Origin of the sequence: Enterobacter asburiae, from assembly GCF_007035645.1 — a bacterium.
GTDB lineage: Bacteria > Pseudomonadota > Gammaproteobacteria > Enterobacterales > Enterobacteriaceae > Enterobacter > Enterobacter asburiae_B.
Map to the genome: position 1 here is coordinate 449,818 of NZ_AP019632.1, position 15,806 is coordinate 465,623.

Genomic DNA, 15,806 nt, shown 5'->3' on the forward strand with positions numbered 1-15,806 from the left:
GCACCGCAGAAAGGGGAGTGCAAGCGAGGAGTTTTCAGGAAGGATACCCCTTACGCCCTGAAGCGTAAGGGGTAAAAGCATTACAGGGCTGCGATAACCGCCTGCTGCTCGATCAGCTTGGTCTTCGCATCGGCGAAGGCAACCAGACGCTCGCGCTCTTTCGCGATGACCGCTTCCGGCGCGCGGGCGACAAAGCCTTCGTTCGCCAGCTTGCTTTCGATTTTGCCAATTTCCACGTCGACTTTTGCCACTTCTTTCGCCAGACGAGCCAGCTCGGCGTCTTTGTCGATCAGGCCCGCCATCGGGATCAGCAGCTCGGCGCCGTCGATGATTTTGGTCACGGAAACCGGACCTTTGTCATCCGCAGGCAGCACGGTGATGCTTTCCAGACGCGCCATGGTTTTCAGGAAGGTGTTGTTCTCGGCGACGCGACGAACGGCAGCCTCGCTGCAGCCACGCAGCAGCAGCTCCAGCGGTTTGCCTGGGGCGATGTTCATTTCAGCACGGATGTTACGTACCGCAACGATCGCCTGTTTCAGCCACTCGGTATCCGCGGACGCCGCTTCATCAACCTTGGCCGCATCGAATTCCGGGAACGGCTGCAGCATGATGGTATCGGCGTTGATGCCTGCAATCACCTTCACGCGCTGCCAGATGGTTTCGGTGATGAATGGAATGACCGGATGCGCCAGGCGCAGCAGACCTTCCAGAACGGTAATCAGCGTGTTGCGCGTGCCGCGCAGCTCCGCCTCAGTGCCGCCGTTCATCACCGGCTTCGCCAGCTCCAGATACCAGTCGCAGAACTGGTTCCAGGTGAATTCATACAGAATGCCCGCCGCGATATCGAAGCGGTAGCTGTCCAGCGCCTCGCGGAACGCTTTCACCGTCTGGTTGAATTCCGCCAGGATCCAGCGGTCTGCCAGAGACAGCGTCATCTCGCCGCCGTTGAAGCCGCAATCCTGATCTTCGGTATTCATCAGCACGAAACGGCTGGCGTTCCACAGTTTGTTACAGAAGTTACGGTAACCTTCCAGACGCTTCATGTCCCAGTTGATGTCACGACCGGTTGAGGCCAGTGCCGCCAGGGTGAAGCGCAGGGCGTCGGTACCGTGAGACTCGATCCCGTTCGGGAACTGCTTCTCGGTGCGCTTGCGGATTTTCTCAGCCAGCTGCGGCTGCATCATGTTGCCGGTACGTTTTTCCAGCAGATCTTCCAGAGAGATACCGTCAACCATATCCAGCGGGTCAATCACGTTCCCCTTGGACTTGGACATCTTCTGGCCTTCGTCGTCGCGGATCAGACCGGTCATGTAGACGGTATGGAACGGAACCTGCGGCTTGCCGTCTTCGTCTTTGATGAAGTGCATGGTCATCATGATCATGCGGGCAATCCAGAAGAAGATAATGTCGAAGCCGGAGACCATCACGCTGGTTGGGTGGAACTGACGCAGCGCGTCGGTGTTTTCTGGCCAGCCGAGGGTGGAGAAGGTCCACAGCGCGGAGGAGAACCAGGTGTCCAGCACGTCTTCGTCCTGACGCAGCGCAACGTCCGCGCTCAGGTTGTTTTCCTGACGCACTTCGTCTTCGCTACGGCCAACGTAAACGTTGCCTTCGTTGTCGTACCACGCCGGAATACGGTGACCCCACCACAGCTGACGAGAGATACACCAGTCCTGAATGTCGCGCATCCAGGAGAAGTACATGTTTTCGTACTGCTTCGGCACGAACTGAATGCTGCCGTTTTCAACCGCTTCGACAGCCGGTTTCGCCAGCACGTCGGCACGCACGTACCACTGGTCGGTCAGCATTGGCTCGATAACCACGCCGCCACGGTCGCCGTACGGCACGGTCAGATCGTGAGGTTTGATCTCTTCCAGCAGGCCGAGCGCGTCAACGGCAGCCACGATGGCTTTACGCGCGGCAAAACGCTCCAGCTTCTGGAACTCAGCCGGGATGTCGCTGGAGTAAACGTCGGATTCGTTGCCTTTGGTGTCGTACACTTCTGCGCTTTCGCGGATATCACCGTCGAAGGTCAGAATGTTGATCATCGGCAGGGCGTGACGACGGCCGACTTCATAGTCGTTGAAGTCGTGCGCCGGGGTGATTTTTACGCAGCCGGTGCCTTTTTCCATGTCGGCGTGTTCGTCGCCCACAATCGGAATACGGCGGTTTACCAGCGGCAGCACCACGAATTTGCCGATCAGATCTTTATAACGCGGATCTTCCGGGTTAACGGCCACGCCGGTATCGCCCAGCAGGGTTTCCGGACGGGTCGTTGCGACCACCAGGTAATCTTTGCCGTCGGCGGTTTTTGCGCCATCGGCCAGCGGATAGCGGATGTGCCACATGGAGCCTTTAGACTCGCGGTTTTCCACTTCCAGGTCAGAGATGGCGGTGCGCAGTTTTGGATCCCAGTTTACCAGGCGTTTGCCGCGGTAAATCAGGTCTTCTTTGTACAGGCGGACGAAGACTTCTTTAACGGCGTTGGACAGGCCTTCGTCCATGGTGAAGCGCTCGCGCTCCCAGTCCACGGAGTTGCCGAGACGGCGCATCTGACGGGTAATGGTGCCGCCGGATTCCGCCTTCCACTGCCAGATTTTGTCGATGAACGCGTCGCGACCGTAGTCGTGGCGGGTTTTTCCTTCTTCAGCGGCAATTTTACGCTCAACCACCATCTGGGTCGCGATACCCGCGTGGTCAGTCCCCGCCTGCCACAGGGTGTTTTTACCCTGCATGCGCTGATAGCGGATCATGGTGTCCATGATGGTCTGCTGGAAAGCATGACCCATATGCAAACTGCCGGTGACGTTCGGCGGCGGGATCATGATGCAGAAGGACTCTTTGCTTTCGTCGCCGTTAGGCTTGAAATAGCCCTGCTGTTCCCAGTGCTCGTAAAGCGGCTGTTCGATATCGCGTGGGTTATATGTCTTTTCCATTATTTCCAGGTTGCCGTATTCAGGTTAAAACCAGCCAGGCGGTACGCTTTATAGCGTTCGCGCGCCAGTTGTTTCAAAGATTCTTCGTAAGGGACAAAGTCTACCACTTCTGTGAAAGCGGTGGCAAAATCTGCAAAATCTATCCGCAGGCTAATCAGAATATCGCGCGCGCTGCTGTTGCGCTTTTGCGGCCAGGCAATTTCAACCGGTGCACCGCCGCGCGGGCCTTCGCCCGACAGATTATGCGGCACAAAACTCTCCGGGGGGCGCGCCCACAGCGCTTCATCCAGGCGAATCGCCTGCTGTTCATCTTCACAGGCAATCAGAACGCGTTTACCTGCGCGCCAACGTTCTGCGGCAATTTCACACACCAGCTGTTCTACGGCGCTGAGGCCATCCTGATGGGTGTCGTTGTCCAGAAGGTAGAACGTTGCATTCTTCATATATGGGGCTTCTTGTGCTCACTTTAAATGCTTAAGCCGGGTGGCGGCTTCGCCTTACCCGGCCTACGGTTTACTGCCGTTTTGACTTACTCGTCGCCGTTAAAACCTGCGCGGTTCAGCAGGAACTGCGACAGCAGCGCCACTGGACGGCCGGTTGCGCCTTTGGCTTTACCGGATCGCCATGCGGTGCCCGCGATATCCAGGTGTGCCCAGTTGTACTTGCGGGTGAAGCGTGCCAGGAAGCAGCCCGCGGTGATCGCCCCGCCAGGACGTCCGCCAATGTTCGCCATATCCGCAAAGTTAGACTCCAGCTGATCCTGATACTCGTCACCCAGCGGCAGACGCCATGCGCGGTCACCGGCCTGCTCTGAGGCACCGATAAGCTCATGCGCCAGCGGGTTGTGGTTCGACATCAGGCCGGTGATATGGTGGCCCAGCGCAATCACGCAGGCTCCGGTGAGGGTAGCGACGTCAATCACCGCTTCAGGCTCGAAGCGCTCAACGTAGGTCAGCACGTCACACAGCACCAGACGCCCTTCGGCGTCGGTGTTCAGCACTTCAACGGTCTGGCCGGACATGGTGGTCAGAACGTCACCCGGACGATAGGCGCGCCCGCCAGGCATGTTTTCGCAGCCCGCCAGTACGCCGATCACGTTGATAGGCAACTGCAGTTCCGCGACCATGCGCATCACGCCGTAAACCGCCGCCGCACCGCACATGTCGTACTTCATCTCATCCATGCCTTCGGCAGGCTTGATGGAGATACCGCCGGAGTCGAAGGTCAGGCCTTTACCGACGAGCACAATCGGGCGCGCGTCTTCGGACGGATTGCCTTTGTACTCGATGACGGACATCAGGGATTCGTTCTGCGAGCCGTTACCGACCGCCAGGTAAGAGTGCATCCCCAACTCTTTCATCTGCTGTTCGCCGATGACGCGGGTAATGACGTTTTTGCTGTAGGCGTCGGCCAGCTGACGCGCCTGAGAGGCCAGGTATGCCGCGTTACAGATGTTAGGCGGCATGTTGCCGAGATCTTTGGCCGCTTTAATGCCGGCCGCGATCGCCAGACCGTGCTGGATCGCGCGTTCGCCGCTGGTCAGCTCGCGACGGGTTGGCACGTTAAAGACCATTTTACGCAGCGGACGACGCGGCTCGCTTTTATTGGTCTTCAGCTGATCGAAGCTGTACAGGCTCTCTTTTGCCGTTTCAACCGCCTGACGCACTTTCCAGTAGGTGTTACGCCCTTTAACGTGCAGCTCCGTCAGGAAGCAGACGGCTTCCATTGAGCCGGTATCATTCAGCGTATTGATTGTTTTCTGAATCACCTGCTTATACTGACGTTCATCAAGCTCGCGTTCTTTGCCGCAGCCAATCAGCAGAATACGTTCTGACAGCACGTTCGGAACATGGTGCAGTAACAGCGTCTGCCCAGGTTTGCCTTCCAGTTCGCCACGGCGCAGCAGGGCGCTAATATAGCCGTCACTGATTTTATCGAGTTGCTCGGCGATCGGGGAGAGTCGGCGTGGTTCAAAGACGCCCACAACGATGCAGGCACTCCGCTGTTTCTCCGGGCTACCGCTTTTTACACTGAACTCCATGCACTACGCTCCTGAATCTTAAAGACAACGGCGGCAGCTACGGATAGAATTGAAACCTTTCGTAACTCATGTCCGCTGTTGTGGTGACTTCGTGTTAATCTTACGTTACTACGGTTTCGACACGTCAGAAAAAGTCCTGAAGCGTGAATCCGCCGGATGTTTTAATCTTAGCGATGATTTCGACGACTCAAGAGAATAAATGACGTTTAAGCCATGAAACAAGCGATTTTCCAGCAAAGAGACGGGTTTTTACGGGCGTATTTAAAGTGATAATCATAAGATATCTGGTGCGGGAGACGCTCAAAAGCCAACTGGCGATTCTCTTCATCCTGCTGCTGATTTTTTTCTGTCAGAAGCTGGTTAAGATCCTCGGTGCGGCCGTTGACGGCGAAATTCCAACAAATCTGGTGCTTTCCCTGCTTGGCTTAGGGATCCCGGAAATGGCGCAGCTCATCCTGCCGCTAAGTCTTTTCCTTGGCCTGCTCATGACGCTTGGGAAACTCTACACCGAGAGTGAAATCACGGTGATGCATGCCTGTGGCCTGAGCAAAGCAGTACTGGTGAAAGCGGCCATGATACTGGCGCTGTTCACGGGTATTGTCGCGGCGGTGAATGTGATGTGGGCGGGTCCCATGTCTTCCCGTCATCAGGACGAAGTGCTGGCCGAAGCGAAAGCCAACCCCGGCATGGCAGCCTTAGCCCAGGGGCAATTCCAGCAGGCGACCGACGGCAACTCCGTGCTGTTCATTGAGAGCGTTGACGGCAGTAAATTCAACGACGTATTCCTGGCGCAGTTACGTCCCAAAGGTAACGCGCGTCCTTCCGTGGTGGTTGCAGACTCCGGTCAGCTTGCTCAGCGCAAAGATGGTTCTCAGATCGTGACGCTGAACAAAGGCACCCGTTTCGAAGGCACAGCCATGCTGCGCGACTTCCGTATTACGGATTTTCAGAACTATCAGGCCATTATCGGCCATCAGGCGGTGGCGCTCGATCCAACGGATACCGAGCAAATGGACATGCGTACCCTGTGGAATACCGATACCGACAGAGCGCGTGCTGAGTTCCACTGGCGTATTACGCTTGTCTTCACCGTGTTTATGATGGCGCTGATTGTCGTTCCGCTGAGCGTGGTGAACCCGCGCCAGGGCCGCGTGCTCTCTATGCTGCCGGCGATGCTGCTTTACCTGATCTATTTCCTGCTGCAAACCTCGATTCGTTCTAACGGCGCGAAGGGGAAGCTGGACCCTATGGTCTGGACATGGTTCGTCAACAGCCTGTACATCTTACTGGCGCTGGGATTAAACCTGTGGGATACGGTGCCTGTGCGCCGCATACGTGCCCGATTCTCGCGTAAAGGAGCCATCTAATGCAGGCGTTTGGCGTTCTTGATCGCTATATCGGTAAAACCATTTTTACCACCATCATGATGACGTTGTTCATGCTGGTGTCACTCTCCGGCATTATCAAATTTGTCGATCAGCTGAAAAAAGCCGGCCAGGGGAGCTATGACGCGATGGGCGCGGGGATGTATACCCTGCTCAGCGTGCCGAAAGATGTGCAGATTTTCTTCCCGATGGCGGCCCTGCTGGGCGCGCTGCTGGGGCTGGGGATGCTGGCGCAGCGCAGTGAGCTGGTCGTTATGCAGGCCTCGGGTTTTACCCGCATGCAGGTTGCGCTGTCGGTAATGAAAACCGCGATCCCACTGGTGCTGTTGACCATGGCGATTGGCGAGTGGGTCGCGCCGCAGGGCGAACAGATGGCGCGTAACTACCGTGCGCAGGCCATGTACGGCGGCTCGCTGCTCTCGACTCAACAAGGTTTATGGGCGAAAGACGGTAAAAACTTCGTCTACATCGAACGGGTAAAGGGGAATGATGAACTGGGTGGGGTGAGCATCTATGCTTTCGATGACCAGCGCCGTCTGGAGTCAGTCCGCCACGCCTCTTCGGCGAAATTTGACGCCGAACATAAACAGTGGCGTTTGTCCCAGGTTGATGAATCTAACCTGACCGATCCGAAACAGATTACGGGTTCTCAGACGGTAACCGGTACGTGGAAGACCAACCTGACGCCCGATAAGCTCGGTGTTGTGGCGCTGGATCCTGACGCGCTCTCCATCAGCGGTTTGCACAACTATGTGAAATACCTGAAGTCGAGCGGGCAGGACGCAGGACGTTATCAGCTCAACATGTGGAGCAAGATCTTCCAGCCGATGTCCGTGGCGGTGATGATGCTGATGGCGCTGTCGTTTATCTTCGGCCCGTTACGCAGCGTGCCGATGGGCGTGCGCGTCGTGACCGGTATCAGTTTCGGCTTTGTGTTCTACGTGCTCGATCAGATCTTCGGTCCGCTGACGCTGGTTTATGGCATTCCGCCGATAATTGGTGCGCTGCTGCCAAGCGCCAGTTTCCTCCTGATCAGCCTCTGGCTGCTGTTGAAACGCTCCTGATTGACCTCTCCTCGCTTCCGGTTAACCGGGAGCGAGGCTAATCTCCTGTTTCACCCCGCACTTTTTCTCACAACCTTCAACGCCTCGCCCTGAATTTGAGTATTATTGAGCGATAAAGTCGTGAAGGGATCCTCTATGAAGCAAATTCGAATGCTTGCCCAGTATTACGTCGACCTGATGATGAAGCTTGGGCTGGTGCGTTTCTCCATGCTGCTTGCGCTGGCGCTGGTCGTTCTGGCCATTGTCGTACAAATGGCCGTCACCATGGTTCTGCATGGTCAGGTCGAGAGTATCGACGTCATCCGCTCCATCTTCTTTGGCTTGCTCATTACGCCCTGGGCGGTCTATTTCCTTTCCGTGGTGGTTGAACAGCTGGAAGAGTCCCGTCAGCGTCTGTCAAAACTGGTCGATAAACTGGAAGAGATGCGCGAGCGCGACCTGAAGCTCAACGTCCAGCTTAAAGACAACATTGCGCAGCTGAATCAGGAGATCTCCGATCGTGAGAAGGCGGAAGCCGAGCGTCAGGCCACGCTGGAGCAGCTGAAAATCGAAATGAAAGAGCGCGAGGTCACGCAGATCCAGCTTGAACAGCAATCCTCTTTCCTGCGGTCGTTCCTCGATGCTTCGCCGGATCTGGTGTTTTACCGTAATGAAGATAAAGAGTTTTCCGGCTGTAACCGGGCGATGGAGCTGCTCACCGGGAAAAGCGAGAAGCAGCTGATTAACCTGAAGCCGCAGGACGTTTACTCTGAAGAGGCGGCGGCTAAGGTCATGGAGACGGACGAAAAAGTATTCCGCCATAACGTCTCGCTGACCTATGAACAGTGGCTGGATTACCCGGACGGACGCAAAGCCTGCTTTGAGATCCGTAAGGTGCCCTACTATGACCGCGTGGGGAAACGCCACGGCCTGATGGGCTTTGGCCGCGATATCACCGAACGTAAGCGCTACCAGGATGCCCTGGAGCGCGCCAGCCGCGACAAGACTACCTTTATCTCCACCATCAGCCACGAGCTGCGTACGCCGCTTAATGGGATTGTCGGGCTGAGCCGTATTCTGCTGGATACCGACCTGACCGCAGAGCAGGAAAAATACCTCAAGACTATCCATGTATCCGCGGTCACGCTGGGTAATATCTTCAACGATATTATTGATATGGATAAGATGGAGCGCCGTAAAGTTCAGCTTGATAATCAGCCGGTTGATTTCACCAGCTTCCTTGCCGACCTCGAAAACCTGTCCGGCCTGCAGGCGCAGCAGAAGGGACTGAGCTTTGTCATGGAGCCAACCCTGCCGCTGCCGCATAAAGTGGTGACCGACGGCACGCGTCTGCGCCAGATCCTGTGGAACCTTATCAGCAACGCGGTGAAATTTACCCAGAAGGGGCAGGTGGCGGTGCGCATCCGCTATGACGAAGGCGATATGCTGCACTTCGAGGTGGAAGACTCCGGGATGGGTATTCCGCAGGAGGAGCAGGACAAAATTTTCGCGATGTACTACCAGGTGAAGGACAGCAACGGCGGGAAACCGGCGACAGGAACGGGCATTGGCCTGGCGGTCTCTAAGCGGCTGGCGAAGAGTATGGGTGGCGATATCACCGTTGTCAGCCAGCCGGGCAAAGGGTCAACCTTCACGCTGACGGTCCATGCGCCGGCGGTGGCGGAGGAAGTTGAGGATACCTTTGAAAACGACGACATGCCGCTGCCCGCGCTGCACGTCCTGCTGGTAGAAGACATTGAGCTGAACGTGATTGTGGCGCGCTCGGTGCTGGAAAAACTGGGCAACAGCGTGGATGTCGCGATGACCGGTAAGGCCGCGCTGGATATGTTTAAACCGGGCGAATACGATCTTGTTCTGCTCGATATCCAGCTGCCGGATATGACCGGGCTGGATATCTCTCGTGAGCTGACGCGTCAGTACGCGGCCGACGAGCTGCCGCCGCTGGTGGCGCTGACGGCGAACGTGCTGAAAGACAAAAAAGAGTATCTCGATGCCGGTATGGACGATGTACTCAGCAAGCCGCTGGCGGTGCCTGCTCTGACCGCCATGATTAAGAAGTTCTGGGATACCCGTGATGAAGAGGAGAGCACCATGACGTCTGTTGATAGCGCAAAAGCCCAAACGATACTCGATACCGCGATGCTGGAGCAGTACATCGATCTGGTGGGTCCGAAACTGATTACCGATGGTCTGGCGGTGTTCGAAAAAATGATGCCGGGCTATCTGAGCGTGCTGGAATCAAACCTGACGGCTCGTGACCAAAAAGGCATCGTCGAAGAAGGACACAAAATCAAAGGTGCCGCCGGCTCGGTTGGCTTACGCCATCTGCAGCAGCTGGGTCAACAGATTCAGTCGCCTGATTTACCTGCATGGGAAGATAACGTGGGTGATTGGGTTGAAGAGATGAAACAAGAGTGGCAAAACGATGTAGCGGTGCTTAAAGCCTGGGTAGACGCCAGAAAAAAATGACCCCGGCTTAACCGGGGTGCGCGAATACTGCGCCAACACCAGGGAAATCGTGGCTGCGCCTGTTTTTTAAAGTTATTTTCGAAAGGGCGCTGCCTGAAAAATTTAGGCCGCACGCAGATAAGATAGCAAATCTTAAATGGTTTGTTACATGAATCAGTGAAATGTGTGAAGCATAGCGTTTTAATCAAAATTATTAATGTGCTTCAGCAAGTTGCAGAAAAGGATTGTCATGATGAAAAAGATTGGTGTCGTGCTGAGCGGATGCGGTGTTTACGATGGTTCTGAAATACATGAAGCCGTAATCACGCTGCTGGCCCTGGCTAAGCAGGGAGCAGAGGTTATTTGTTTTGCGCCGGACAAAAATCAGGCGGATGTGATTAATCATCTGACCGGCGAGCCGATGGCGGAAACCCGTAATGTACTGATTGAAGCCGCGCGTATTGCGCGAGGTGATATCCATCCTCTTATTCAGGCAGACCCTACAGAGCTTGATGCGCTCATTTTGCCCGGTGGGTTTGGCGCGGCCAAAAATCTCAGTACCTTTGCTGCGCAGGGCGCGGAGTGTCAGGTTGATCCTCATCTTAAAGCGCTGTCGCAGGCCATGCACGCGGCAGGAAAACCGCAGGGCTTTATCTGCATCGCGCCGGCAATGCTGCCCAGGATTTTTGATTTCCCGCTGCGCCTGACTATCGGGACGGATATTGATACCGCAGAGATCGTCGAGGAAATGGGGGGCGAACACGTTCCGTGCCCGGTTGATGACATTGTGGTTGATGAAGATAACAAAATTGTCACCACGCCAGCGTATATGCTGGCGAACAATATCGCTGAGGCGGCCTCAGGTATTGAAAAGCTGGTGGCCCGCGTGCTGGTGCTGACTGAATGAGGCGTAAATTTGCCGCAGGCGCAGGGGTGAAACGTTTTCTCTTGCGCATCGTACTTGTGCTGGCGGTATTCTGGGGAGGCGGGCTGGCTTTATTCAGCATTATGCCGGTACCGTTCTCTGCCGTTATGGTTGAGCGTCAGCTTAGCGCGTGGTTCAGCGGCGATTTCAGCTATGTTGCCCACTCTGACTGGGTGAGCATGGACGAGATCTCCCCGTTCATGGGGCTGGCGGTCATCGCGGCGGAGGACCAGAAATTCCCGGAGCACTGGGGGTTCGACGTGGCGGCCATTGAGAAGGCGCTAGCCCATAACGAACGCCATGAAAATCGCGTGCGCGGGGCATCAACCTTGTCGCAGCAGACGGCCAAAAACCTGTTTCTGTGGGATGGTCGAAGCTGGCTGCGAAAAGGGCTGGAAGCGGGGTTGACCCTTGGGATGGAAACGGTCTGGAGCAAAAAACGCATTCTGACCGTCTATCTCAACGTCGCTGAGTTTGGCGACGGTATATTTGGCGTGGAAGCTGCCGCACAGCGGTATTTCAATAAGCCAGCCAGCCGTCTGAGCATGTCAGAAGCGGCGCTATTGGCCGCTGTGTTACCGAACCCTATCCGCTTTAAGGCCATTGCCCCATCAGGGTACGTGCGAAGCCGTCAGGCGTGGATTATGCGCCAGATGAATCAGCTGGGTGGAGAGGAGTTTATGCAGCGTAATAATCTTATGTAGAGCGGGTAAGCGCAGCGCTACCCGCCTGAATAGCAGACCTTAATCTTCGTCGAACCCTGCGTTAAACAGGGCAATCACCGCCGCCAGCGCTTCCTCTTCCTGAGGGCCGGTGGCTTCAACCTCAATCTGGCGCCCTTTGGCGGAATCCAGCATCAGCAGCGCGATCACGCTGTTCGCTTCCGCTTCGGTGCCTTCGTCATTCCGCAGCAGAACCTCTGCATCGAAACCCTGCATCAGCTCAAACAGTTTCATCGCCGGGCGTGCATGCATACCCAGCTTGTTGGTGATCTCAACGGTTTGTTTTACGGTCATGTTTTACGTTTTTCCAGCGTGCGATGACGGGACTGAACGTTCTTACCGCGCGAGCGGAAATAGTCGGCCAGCTGTTCGGCGATGTAAACCGAACGATGTTTACCGCCGGTACAACCAATCGCCACCGTCAGGTAGCTACGATTGTTTGTCTCCAGCATAGGTAACCATAGCTCAAGGTAGCTTCGCGTCTGGTAGATAAAATTGTGTACTTCTGTGTGCCGGTCGAGGAACGCCGCCACCGGCTTATCCAGACCGGTCATTGGACGCAGTTTTGGATCCCAGTGCGGGTTCGGCAAGAAGCGCACGTCGAAAACATAATCCGCATCAATCGGAATACCGTGCTTAAAGCCGAAGGATTCGAACACCATCGTCAGTTCGCGCTCGCGTTTACCCAACAGCCGGGTACGCAGCATTTCCGCCAGCTCGTGAACGGACATCTCAGAGGTGTCGACAATCAGGTCGGCACGAGAACGCAGCGGCTCCAGCAGGTCGCTCTCTTCATCGATAGCGCTCTCCAGAGAGAGGTTCTTGCTGGATAGCGGGTGCAAACGACGGGTATCGCTGTAGCGGCGGATCAGCGTATTGCGGTCTGCATCGAGGAACAGCAGCTGAGGCGAGAACGCGTCAGGCAGGTTGCTCATGGCCTGTTCGAAGATCTCTGGCGATTCAGGCATGTTACGAACGTCGATACTGACGGCGGCAGAGGTTTGTCTCTCCGCCAGCGTGCGGGCCAGATCGGGTAACAACACGACCGGCAGGTTATCGACGCAGTAAAAACCCATGTCTTCCAGGGCGCGCAGAGCAACGGATTTCCCCGACCCTGAACGGCCACTGACAATCATCAGCACCATGTTCCGTTTCTCCTCAGGACAACAGATGTGAAGGCCATCTCCTGGTTATGCATCATCCTGATTGCCTTCTGCTTCAGTGATAATTTGATAGAGCTCTTCATCACTTTGGGCCGAGCGCAGTCGACGGCAAATGGTTTTATCGGCCAGACGTTTTGCGACCAGCGACAGCGTATGCAGATGGGTTTTCGTCTGGTCGGCAGGCACCAGCAGCGCGAAGAGGAGATCGACGGGCTGGTTATCAATAGCATCGAAGGCGATGGGTGTTTCAAGCTGCACAAACACACCAACGGCACGCAGGGTATCCTCTTCCAGTTTGCCGTGCGGGATCGCGATGCCGTTGCCGATACCGGTACTGCCCATTTTTTCACGGGTCAGAATCGCTTCGAACACCACCTGCGGCGGCAGGCCCAGCTGTTTTGCAGCCAGTTCACTGATGATCTCCAGCGCACGTTTTTTGCTCTGGCAGTGAACCGCACTGCGGGTACATTCCTGGTTAAGGACATTGCTCAGTTGAAGAGCGGAATCGTTGTTCATCATAATTTCACCTAAGCGCTAACTGTACAAATGGCCTGTTGTGTTTCACAACAGGCCGTCCTGCACCCGTTAACTGCCCGGACAATTAGTGTTGTTTCAGTTTATCTTTATGTTTATTGAGCTGTCGTGCAAGCTTATCAATCAAGCCGTCGATAGCAGCGTACATGTCTTGCCCTTCCGCACTGGCATGCAGTTCACCCCCGTTAACATGCAGGGTGGCATCCGAGATGTGAGTCACTTTCTCCACTTTCAACACAATATAGACCTGATTGATCCTTTCGAAATACTGCTCGAGTTTTGCAAACTTCGCGTTCACGAAGTCGCGTAAAGCCTCAGTAATTTCGACGTTTTGTCCAGTGATGTTGAGCTGCATAGTGTCTTCCTTATCGGTTGTGTCAGACCAGCTGTTTACGCTGGTTGGACGGCGGAATGGATAAAGACTCTCGATACTTCGCAACAGTACGACGTGCCACCATAATACCCTGATCGGACAGCATGGTGGTTAACTTACTGTCGCTTAGTGGCTTCGCGGGGTTCTCCGCGGCGATCAACTTCTTCACCAGGGCACGAATGGCCGTTGACGACGCTTCGCCGCCGCCCTCGGTATTCACATGGCTGGAGAAGAAATACTTAAGCTCAAATATACCGCGTGGACTGTGCAGATACTTCTGCGTGGTGACACGGGAAATGGTTGATTCATGCATCTCGACGGCCTGGGCGATATCCGCCAGTACCATCGGTTTCATATACTCTTCGCCCTGCTCAAAGAACGCCTGCTGCTGTTCGACAATACAGCGGCTGACGCGCAGCAGCGTATCATTTCGGCTCTCCAGACTTTTGATCAGCCATCGCGCTTCCTGAAGATTGCTACGAATATATTGATTGTCCGAGTCGTTACGCGCGCTGGTGCACATGGAGGCATACTGCTGGTTGATTTGCAGGCGAGGGATACTGTCTGAATTAAGTTCAACGACCCAGCGGTCATTGTGTTTTCTGACCAGCACGTCCGGGATAACGTACTCGGGTTCGCTGGTCTGGATCGACTGTCCCGGGCGCGGATCGAGCGACTGGATCAGATTCACCGCTTCTTTCAGCACCTCTTCCTTCAGGCGCGTGACGCGCATCAGGCTGCGGAAATCGTGGTTGGCCAACAGATCCAGATGATCGCTGATGATTAAGCGCGCCTCGTCGAGCCATGGCGTCTCTTTGCTGAACTGAGAAAGCTGGATCAGCAGGCAGTCGCGCAGATCTTTTGCGGCCACGCCTACCGGATCGAAACGCTGGATGCGCTTCAGAACGGCTTCGATCTCCTCAAGTTCAATCTCTTCGTCGCCCATGCTTTCCAGGATATCGTCCAGCGTGACGGTCAAATAGCCGGTGTCGTCAACGGCATCGACAATTGAGGTGGCAATCGCGCGGTCGGTATCGGAGAAGGGGGTAAGTTCCACCTGCCACATCAGGTAATCCTGCAGCGACTGGGTGGTTTCTCCCTGATAGACCGGTAGCTCATCATCCTGGTAGTCTGCACGCGTACCGGAAGGGGTTCCGGCGGTGTAGATTTCATCCCAGCTGGCATCCAGCGGTAGCTCGTCGGGCATCTCTTTTTGTTCGAGTGCATCCGCGGTGTCGAGCGCTTCTGTATCCTGTGACTGCTGAGTATCTACCTCGTCATGAAGATCGGTTTGTTCCAGCAGGGGGTTGCTGTCCAGCGCCTGCTGGAGCTCCTGCTGAAGTTCTAACGTGGACAGTTGCAACAGGCGAATTGCCTGCTGTAGCTGCGGCGTCATTGCCAGTTGTTGGCTGAGCCTTAATTGCAAACCTTGCTTCATGTTCAGAGCGTTTTTCTCCGGTTCGGCGTTACGTTACCTCTACCCTATCAGAGTCTGAAGTCTTCCCCAAGATAGACGCGCTTAACATGATCGTCTTCGAGGATCTGCTGCGGCGTACCGTGGGCGATCAGATTGCCCTGGCTGACAATATACGCGCGTTCACACACGGCCAGCGTTTCACGGACGTTGTGGTCGGTGATCAGTACGCCAAGCCCGCTGTCACGCAGGTGTTCAATGATGCGTTTAATGTCGATAACCGAGATCGGGTCAACGCCGGCAAACGGTTCATCCAGAAGGATAAATTTCGGGTTTGCGGCCAGCGCACGTGCAATCTCAACACGACGGCGTTCACCCCCGGAGAGTGCCTGACCGAGGCTGTCGCGCAGATGCTCAATGTGGAACTCTTCCATCAATTCGTTGGCACGATCCTGACGCTGTTCGCTGGTCAGATCGTTACGAATTTCCAGGACCGCCATCAGGTTATCGTAAACGCTAAGACGACGGAAAATGGAGGCTTCCTGCGGCAGGTAGCCGATCCCGCGACGCGCGCGCGCGTGCAGCGGCAGAAGGCTGATGTCTTCATCGTCAATGATAATGTTGCCGGCATCGCGCGGCACAATGCCAACGACCATGTAGAAGGTGGTGGTTTTACCCGCACCGTTAGGGCCAAGCAGCCCTACAATTTCGCCGGAGTTGACGGTCAGACTGACATCTTCTACGACACGGCGGCCCTTGTAGGCCTTCGCGAGATTTTTTGCAGTTAATGTTGCCATAACG

The 15,806-nt window shown here is 55.5% G+C and carries 14 protein-coding genes; 5 read left to right on the forward strand and 9 right to left on the reverse strand.

Annotated features, from left to right (window positions below; all coding sequences use genetic code 11):
- Window positions 1-80 precede the first annotated feature (80 nt).
- From FOY96_RS02075 to pepA, 3 genes are all read right to left on the reverse strand, one after another.
- Window positions 81-2,936, reverse strand: coding sequence for a valine--tRNA ligase (locus FOY96_RS02075; protein WP_143346429.1), 2,856 nt, complete (start codon window positions 2,934-2,936; stop codon window positions 81-83).
- Entirely contained in the window at window positions 2,936-3,379 is a 444-nt protein-coding gene (gene holC, locus FOY96_RS02080; RefSeq protein WP_008502815.1) for a DNA polymerase III subunit chi, read from the reverse strand. Before holC ends, FOY96_RS02075 begins: the two co-directional genes overlap by 1 nt.
- Before the next feature lie 86 nt (window positions 3,380-3,465).
- Window positions 3,466-4,977: a leucyl aminopeptidase gene (gene pepA, locus FOY96_RS02085; protein ID WP_023309366.1), complete on the reverse strand. Its 1,512-nt coding sequence runs from the start codon at window positions 4,975-4,977 to the stop codon at window positions 3,466-3,468.
- Between the two features lie 266 nt (window positions 4,978-5,243).
- Between pepA and lptF the strand changes: the two genes are divergently transcribed.
- From lptF to mtgA, 5 genes are all read left to right on the forward strand, one after another.
- The gene (lptF, locus tag FOY96_RS02090) at window positions 5,244-6,344 is read left to right on the forward strand and encodes an LPS export ABC transporter permease LptF (protein ID WP_024906345.1); all 1,101 of its coding nucleotides are present in this window, start codon (window positions 5,244-5,246) and stop codon (window positions 6,342-6,344) included.
- Entirely contained in the window at window positions 6,344-7,426 is a 1,083-nt protein-coding gene (gene lptG / locus FOY96_RS02095) for an LPS export ABC transporter permease LptG (protein ID WP_024906346.1), read from the forward strand. The genes lptF and lptG overlap by 1 nt, the downstream gene beginning before the upstream one ends.
- Before the next feature lie 135 nt (window positions 7,427-7,561).
- A complete protein-coding gene (arcB, locus tag FOY96_RS02100; protein WP_143346430.1) occupies window positions 7,562-9,895 on the forward strand; it encodes an aerobic respiration two-component sensor histidine kinase ArcB in 2,334 nt (777 codons plus the stop codon).
- 232 nt (window positions 9,896-10,127) lie between these two features.
- On the forward strand, window positions 10,128-10,781 hold the full coding sequence (gene elbB, locus FOY96_RS02105; protein WP_143347746.1) for an isoprenoid biosynthesis glyoxalase ElbB: 654 nt from the start codon (window positions 10,128-10,130) through the stop codon (window positions 10,779-10,781).
- Complete coding sequence (gene mtgA / locus FOY96_RS02110) at window positions 10,778-11,503, forward strand: monofunctional biosynthetic peptidoglycan transglycosylase (protein WP_143346431.1); 726 nt, start codon at window positions 10,778-10,780, stop codon at window positions 11,501-11,503. Before elbB ends, mtgA begins: the two co-directional genes overlap by 4 nt.
- A gap of 39 nt (window positions 11,504-11,542) precedes the next feature.
- Here the strand turns inward: mtgA and npr are convergent, their stop codons facing one another.
- The 6 genes from npr to lptB all read right to left on the reverse strand — a co-directional run bounded on the left by npr (window position 11,543) and on the right by lptB (window position 15,802).
- Window positions 11,543-11,815, reverse strand: coding sequence for a PTS phosphocarrier protein NPr (npr, locus tag FOY96_RS02115; RefSeq protein WP_003861872.1), 273 nt, complete (start codon window positions 11,813-11,815; stop codon window positions 11,543-11,545).
- Entirely contained in the window at window positions 11,812-12,666 is an 855-nt protein-coding gene (gene rapZ, locus FOY96_RS02120; RefSeq protein ID WP_014885397.1) for an RNase adapter RapZ, read from the reverse strand. The genes npr and rapZ overlap by 4 nt, the downstream gene beginning before the upstream one ends.
- Before the next feature lie 45 nt (window positions 12,667-12,711).
- Complete coding sequence (ptsN, locus tag FOY96_RS02125) at window positions 12,712-13,203, reverse strand: PTS IIA-like nitrogen regulatory protein PtsN (RefSeq protein WP_008501443.1); 492 nt, start codon at window positions 13,201-13,203, stop codon at window positions 12,712-12,714.
- Between the two features lie 82 nt (window positions 13,204-13,285).
- Window positions 13,286-13,573, reverse strand: coding sequence for a ribosome hibernation promoting factor (hpf, locus tag FOY96_RS02130; protein ID WP_008501444.1), 288 nt, complete (start codon window positions 13,571-13,573; stop codon window positions 13,286-13,288).
- Between the two features lie 22 nt (window positions 13,574-13,595).
- The gene (gene rpoN, locus FOY96_RS02135; protein ID WP_047060252.1) at window positions 13,596-15,029 is read right to left on the reverse strand and encodes an RNA polymerase factor sigma-54; all 1,434 of its coding nucleotides are present in this window, start codon (window positions 15,027-15,029) and stop codon (window positions 13,596-13,598) included.
- A gap of 47 nt (window positions 15,030-15,076) precedes the next feature.
- Entirely contained in the window at window positions 15,077-15,802 is a 726-nt protein-coding gene (lptB, locus tag FOY96_RS02140) for an LPS export ABC transporter ATP-binding protein (RefSeq protein WP_033146751.1), read from the reverse strand.
- Between the last annotated feature and the right edge of the window lie 4 nt (window positions 15,803-15,806).